A 6875-nucleotide genomic window follows, 5' to 3' on the forward strand; every position below is an offset into this window, starting at 1 on the left:
TTACGATTGGAAGAACCTGCACGAATATGTTTCGGCGAAGGATCCGATTTACCGTGAAGAACATACGATGGCTATTTATGCGATTGCAGACGGAAAGAAAACCGTGCGGTTTTGCTGCCGGGGAATCTCCAACATGGTCTGGGGTATCTACCTGTCTGTGTAAAAATCGTTTGCAAATAGTTAACTTTTCGCTTAATAGCAGACATCCAAGCAAATCACCAGATCAGTTATGTATTCAAAACAACCAGCGCGAGCACTATCTCCATCGTCATCTGGAAACCGACCATAAGGAAGCGCTTATTGCGGAAGTCCGCGAACAGGTAACAAACCGCAGTTATCGCGCGCAAAATTAAAGCGTTACAAGTTGTTGCATAAGGTTAACGAGCGGGATGGCGGTAACACCGTCCTGGAGAGCAAACTGATCATGTCCACCATAGACCACGAACTTTTTATCTGCCTTAACGTCTTCACACCCCTGATAAAAGCCTTTGGAAAGTACCGGGACGGTACTGCGTTTGATTTCAATAGCCCATGTCTCCCGTCCTGAAAATTCGAGAATCAGGTCGATTTCATGACCACTGCTGCTTCGGTAATAGTATGCCTTGGCGTTATTCGGTGCTACTGATATTATATTTTCGATAACAAAACCTTCCCAACTACCCCCAGAAACTGGATGTCCCAGCAGATCATTATATCTTTCGATATTTAATAAGGCATGGGTTATTCCGCTATCCCGAACATAAACCTTCGGACTTTTAACCAAACGTTTGCCGATATTTGCTGTCCAGGGCTGTAAGCGTCTCACGAGTAACAGATCAACCATGAGGTCTAAGTACCTGCTTACAGTAACGGAACTCACCTCAAGGCTTTTTGCCAGCATAGAAGCATTGAAGATACCGCCTTGAATATGAGCAAGCATTGTCCAGAACCGTTCCAGTGTTTCAGCCGGTATCCGCGGACCTAACAGTGGTATGTCACGCTCCAAGTAAGTTCGGATAAAATCATTTCGCCAAATCAAGCTATCTTCATCGCTTGCGGCCAATAAACTTTCCGGAAATCCTCCCCGCAGCCATAACTGATTGAGTTTGTCGGCTGATAGTGCACCGAACTCTAAAGCATCAATACCGCATAATTCGAGATAACTGATGCGCCCTGCCAGTGATTCTCCTGATTGTTGCAACAAATCCATAGATGCCGAACCCAGGAACAAAAACTGTCCGTATTTGTGGCCGCGTCGGCGCTCCTCATCGATAATTCCCCGCAATTCCTGAAATATATCCGGTAGCCGCTGCACCTCGTCCAAGATGATCAGCTTGTCTCGGTTTTCTGTATGAAAAGCTTCAATGTCCTGAATTCTTTGCAGATCGCGCTTACGCTCTAAGTCAAGGTAAACACTTTTATTAGCTTTCTCTATATCCCTTGCAAGTGTTGTTTTGCCCACCTGACGCGGACCCATCAGCGCTACTGAAGCGCTTCTTTTTAAAGTCTTTTCAAGTTCAATCGTTATTCTTCGCTTAATCATTTATGCGAATTTAACATTAAATGTTGAATTTGCATAAATGATTCCTTTCACGGCCATTGCTGATCATAAGCCTGAAGCTGAAGCTTTAAGAAGCTCTCTTATACATTTGGCATTTGCTAATAACTCAGGTACGTTTGTAGCAACCTAGTCACTATGTCACTTCTCCATCGAAAACTGGGGTTAACTCACGAAATTCTGGTTGACTTTTACCACCTGCATTATATATGTCTAAGAACGAGCGACCTGATGAAGAGCAAAAATTAGTACTGCGCTTTAAGAGAAATGATGAAAAAGCGGTTCAAAAGCTTATCATTCAAACAATGCAGGGATTCGAAAGGCTTGATCTAGATAACACAGTTATAATTGTCAGGACACTAGGGGCCACATAAAGATTTGTAGTAAGGAGTAATCGTACAGCTATGGACAGGTTGGGTAATATAATTTCGGATTTCTACACATGCAACTACTCACCATGGATTGTATATAAAAAGCGTAATACAACGCCATTAAAAGCGTTATCTCGTCTTGAACGGAAACAAGCGTTAACGAATGTTTACGACGTAAAGAATCAATTGAATTTAAACGAAAGTAGAATATTGATAATTGAGATATTGTAACCACAGGTGCGACAGATTACCATACCATCCAATCGACCGCATTGTTTTCACTTCGCGCTGTTGGCACCTGCAGCCCTCGGGTCAATTCAGTTACGCGCTGGATGATAAACTGCTGCATGTCGGAAAGACGTGCTTGCGGGTGTTTGTGCATAAAATCAAGAATACTGTAGGTAAAAACGCCGTTAGCCAACTCATCCTTTTCAAGGGCGAACTGAGCTGCCCCGGCGGCAGAGATGACAGTTGCCCCTGTATTACGCCCGACGTTGTTAAATAATTCACCCATAAGCTCAAAGCTATTCTTTATACCAACAGTGGTTCGTCGCGCTACAACTTTACCGAACCCTTTTTTACTGGTATTGATGGCTGCGGAATCTTCCGAAGGTTGATAACGTCTAATTTCTTCCTTGTCAATTTCTCCGCTGTGACAGGCGTCGATTAGCATTAGTTTTTTACGAGCGGGGATACTGTCTAACAAGTTTTCCAGCATGTCATAAGATAGCCCACCATTTTCAGGCTTTGCGAAATTGACCTCGTAAGTAGACAGATAATAGTCAAGGTCTGCGCTAAGCAGGCCATGGCCCGAATAGGCAATGATTACTTTGTCATTTACATTTGTTCTAAGCAATACTTTTTTTAACGCAATAACTTTTTCAAACACGACGTCCTTATCAAAAAGTGTGTATGCCTCTATTTGGTTCCCGTATTTCTGCTTCAAAGCACTTGCAAGGTCTTTTATGTCTTTGACACTCCAATTAAGGTTACGAGTAGTATCGGAGAAATGGTCTATGCCTATACCGATAAAAAACAATCGCTCTGGTGCCGGCTTTTCAGGCTCGTATCGGACCATAATAGGTATGCGAAAACTTTCCATTCCGTTACTGTTAATAACAGATGTCTCTATGCGATTGTCACCTTGCGATAAGGTGACTGTTATTAACTTTACAATATTTTGTAGCCGCCGCTCTTTGAATTTGATACCCCGTAAACCGTATAAGGGTGTTCCATTGATCCAAACATTGAAACGGTCAAGAGGATATAGATCATCATGTGCTTTGATGGTAAGCCTGAGTTGCGGGCGGTGCTGAACATAATTAAGGTGATCGCGCTCTTTAAAGTCTGCTTCTGGCATATTATAACCTGACCTGAACTGCAGGGTGTCGATGCCGAGTTTCCGTATACGCTTTTCGTATGCTCTACGGTATGCCCGAATAAGCGTGGTGTCAGAACTACCCGCAGCTTGCAATACTTTATCGGGCCGGTTATAACGAATATCGAGCTGATCAAAACCGAAATGTTTGCCGGCGCTATTAAAAGATAACAGCTTAGTGATCGACTTGCTACCCGCGTAGTAATTATCCGGAGTAAGTAACAAAAGCTGGCCTTTCTTATTCTGAAGTATTTGATATTGCTTTTGAAAATCAAATGAGTCAGCATCGTTCCTCTTCCAAATAATAATTGAGCCTTCTGAACCTAAGCTAGCTATGTGTTTCCCGGAATGCGAAAACACCTTGTCAAGAATGAACGAAGAATGTCCGTAGAGCTTATAGGCATGAAATCCCGGGTCTTTAATTTTCCAAAGCTTCATATCGCCTGCGCCACCGCTGATGAGCACCTGAAGGTGGGCTGTATCAGGAGAGAACACGAAGCTGGTCCCGTTGCCATACATTTCTACGCCGTTTAGTTGGAAATATTTCTTTTTAGGAAGATCAGCTATACCATATGCCTGACCTTGTGTGTACTCAAGCAAAACATATTGGTTGTTTGGCGAAAATGCTATACATTCCATGTTATGATCATACCATTCCTCCTTCCAGTGTTTTAGATCAAACATGACGTACCGGTTATCCCCATATGTATTGTATAGGAAAACAGAATCCCTTCCTGAAGAGAAGGCCCAATCTTGAAATACAGTTTTGGTATAGGCGCTATCTGCTGTGAAACTATCTAGATTTATCAAGACAAAATTCTTTCCTGAAAGTACTGCCAGTTTGTTAGAAGCATCAAGAAAACGTATCCGCTCGTTAGATAATTTTGGTATCGTGCAGGATGTGTATACCTTTTTTTGTCTTTTAAGATCAGTAATTACCAGCCGTCCTTCCGATATATCGGCTGCGAACCTGCCATCTTCCGAGATATCCATTTTTAGTCCTTGCTTCAGGTACTCAGCTCTTATCATATCCGAATATTCTGATTTATAGACCTGTGAGAGCTGTCCTGTGAAAAGGTCCATGCGATTGATGATACCGTTAGATGTGATGATATAAAGGCAGCTATCATTTTTACTGAATTTTAAACTCTGGTTGTAATTCAATAAATAATTAAGTTCCGTGCCCTCTGTAAGGGTGCCGGTGATTCGTAAGGACTGAAGTTGACCATCATCGCCGCCGGAGGTAAAGGTGTCGGTCTTTTCAGAATAGCTAACGACGTCAGGATAAGCAGCATTGTGATACTTGAATTTTTCAGTTGTTCCTGTTGAAACTTTGTAGGTGTACAGGTTATAGCCGTTAGTCATTACTACCTTACTGTCATGATCAGTGAAACCGGCATATGTCCATTCGCTCAGGAAAATACCCTGGGTGGTGTCGGCATTGAAGAGCTTTAATTTTTTCCCGCTTTTAACATCCCAAAGAATAACCTCTTCGCTGCTGCATGACAAAAGTTTCTTTCTATCAGCGGAAATTTTGACGGACATGACCGCTTTGGTATGTGCCTGCAGGCTATCAACAGGTCGGTGGTTACTGATGTCCCATTTTTTTATTTGATTTTCTACAGCTGATCGCTTGTTAAAAAGCAACCGGGGACCGCCTGCCGTAAAAACTACATTAAGGTTCAAAACGCAGATATCCTCAATTGGATAATGTTGTTTGCCTACTGTATCTGTTACTTTTCCGGTGTTTTTATCCCAAATGATCAGCGATGCTTGAGGATCGTAAACGGCTGAAATATAACGACCGTTCGGCAGCTCCCTGATACAGCTGATAACGGCATTTGCAGGACGACATACTGATGTTTGGCGCCCTGTAGTGATGTCTATAATTTTTACTAGGTGATTGCCATTATACTCATCATTCATAATGGCGGCAATAATGTATTTTTCGTCATTACTGATACAGATCGCGCTGATTTGCCCTGCGATATCGTGCTGGCTTTTTGCTTCGATGGTACGGATAAGGTCTAATGTATAACCATTCCATATCTTTATTGTTCCGTCAACAGAAGCGCTGGCAATAATATTGCCTGACTGAGAGCGCTCTATCCTGGTTATTTTATTAGCATGGGGTAATGGAATGACTAATTCCGGCTGTTGGGCAAAGCTTGTATGTACGAGCAGTAGCTGTATAAAGATTGGAAATATTTTTAAAACATTATTGTGCATAAGTGACTGATTGTTTTTGGGTTAAGTTACCGTTTTGTTTGCTAATAAGCAAAAGGTGGAAAAGATGGTAATATCGGCGCAATAGTCTGCGAGAGGGTGAATATTGTTAATGCCAGATATGACTCACTAACTCGCAACTTGGTAACGTGCAAATGACGAGAATTGGCTTCCAATCCCCGTTTTCTTATTGTGTCTTCAAATTCCGAGCAATTTAGACGTAGTGTGGGCATATCGATCTCCTCATATTTGTTAAAAAGCTAGGACCTAAGTGGAAGCATAACAGTGAATAATCAAGTACAATTCCACCGGTTATTACTTACTATTAGCCGCTTTGATCTGTGAGTTTGAACGGCAATGGAATCCTGCTAAATCATATTTGCCAAATTAGGCGCATTGGTACCATCACTGATTTTTCCGTGATATCGTTTGCTCCTCGATATGCTGCAGCATACGGTATGAGCCAAGATCGTGTTTATCTTTTCATATGCCGGCGTTTTTCAGCTAAATTTGAATGCCCATTCCCAAGCGGCGGTTTTCCAGTTTTTTAGCTTGCTGCCATGTTTATTTTGCCAACGCCGCTGTTTAAAATGCTCAAAAAAATTTTCAGCTATGGAATCATCAAGACCCTTTTCCATAAAATAGATATAGACATGTTCCTTATATGGCGGGACAGCCGTACCAGATCCTGTCGATTTATTTGCGTCTTTGCACTTTGTTCTCTTCAAACAGCTTGATGAGGTCGTCTTTGTCATAATAAATATTTCCGCCGATTTTGGTGAATGACAACAATCCACTGTCGCGAATGACCTGCAATTTGCCTGGCGAAACGCCGATCAGCTTGCGCGCTTCAGCGGCCTTAACCCAACGTTTGACCGGTGGGCCTTTGGCGAACGCGAGCATGTCCTTTATTGCTGCCAGGATGTCCGCTCTGAAATTATCCATGTCATCCAGCGTTACCAGCTGAAGTTTTCGTTTATCTTTTGTTTCATTCATGTCGCTTTATAATTAAATTTTCTGCATTCCTGCGCATAGATTATTGCCGGTAGCAATGATAAGCCAGGCATAAATCAGACACAAGTGTACAAGGGACTTCTATGATGTGTTCGTTCTTTACGTAAATTTGAAATAAGAACGGGGGGGACTCGAAGTTTCTAAGAACTCACCTTACGAATGCCGGAGGATGGAGGCAGTGATAAAATAAAAGCCCCTGAGCGCTCGCCGCCTCGGGGCTTTAACCTAAGTGATATGATTCAAGAAACACCCAGGCTTATAAAAATGTCTTCTCTATAAAAAAGGAGGACATTTATGAAAGAACAGAACAGTGCAGATGTAAACATTATCCCGCAACTTGATAAAGCAT

6 protein-coding genes are annotated in these 6875 nt (G+C 42.3%); 2 read left to right on the forward strand and 4 right to left on the reverse strand.

Features of this window, described 5'->3' with window-relative positions:
- Positions 1–170: 170 nt before the first annotated feature.
- Complete coding sequence (locus EOD41_RS20705; RefSeq protein WP_164849907.1) at positions 171–353, forward strand: hypothetical protein; 183 nt, start codon at positions 171–173, stop codon at positions 351–353.
- On the opposite strand, the gene EOD41_RS09070 is transcribed toward EOD41_RS20705, so the two are convergent.
- The gene (locus EOD41_RS09070; RefSeq protein WP_127704425.1) at positions 350–1522 is read right to left on the reverse strand and encodes an ATP-binding protein; all 1173 of its coding nucleotides are present in this window, start codon (positions 1520–1522) and stop codon (positions 350–352) included. The genes EOD41_RS20705 and EOD41_RS09070 overlap by 4 nt on opposite strands.
- A gap of 224 nt (positions 1523–1746) precedes the next feature.
- Here EOD41_RS09070 and EOD41_RS20710 point away from each other — a divergent pair, with 224 nt between their 5' ends.
- Positions 1747–1911 (forward strand): hypothetical protein, encoded by a 165-nt coding sequence (locus EOD41_RS20710; protein ID WP_164849908.1) that lies wholly within the window; start codon positions 1747–1749, stop codon positions 1909–1911.
- Positions 1912–2155: 244 nt separating this feature from the next.
- Here the strand turns inward: EOD41_RS20710 and EOD41_RS09075 are convergent, their stop codons facing one another.
- The 3 genes from EOD41_RS09075 to EOD41_RS09080 all read right to left on the reverse strand — a co-directional run bounded on the left by EOD41_RS09075 (position 2156) and on the right by EOD41_RS09080 (position 6508).
- The gene (locus tag EOD41_RS09075) at positions 2156–5515 is read right to left on the reverse strand and encodes a caspase family protein (protein ID WP_127704454.1); all 3360 of its coding nucleotides are present in this window, start codon (positions 5513–5515) and stop codon (positions 2156–2158) included.
- A gap of 497 nt (positions 5516–6012) precedes the next feature.
- Positions 6013–6150, reverse strand: a complete 138-nt coding sequence (locus EOD41_RS20715) for a hypothetical protein (RefSeq protein WP_164849909.1) — start codon at positions 6148–6150, stop codon at positions 6013–6015.
- A 58-nt stretch (positions 6151–6208) separates the two neighbouring features.
- Complete coding sequence (locus EOD41_RS09080; RefSeq protein WP_127704455.1) at positions 6209–6508, reverse strand: helix-turn-helix domain-containing protein; 300 nt, start codon at positions 6506–6508, stop codon at positions 6209–6211.
- Positions 6509–6875 lie beyond the last annotated feature (367 nt).

This window comes from Mucilaginibacter limnophilus, from assembly GCF_004005815.1.
Classification (GTDB): domain Bacteria; phylum Bacteroidota; class Bacteroidia; order Sphingobacteriales; family Sphingobacteriaceae; genus Mucilaginibacter; species Mucilaginibacter limnophilus.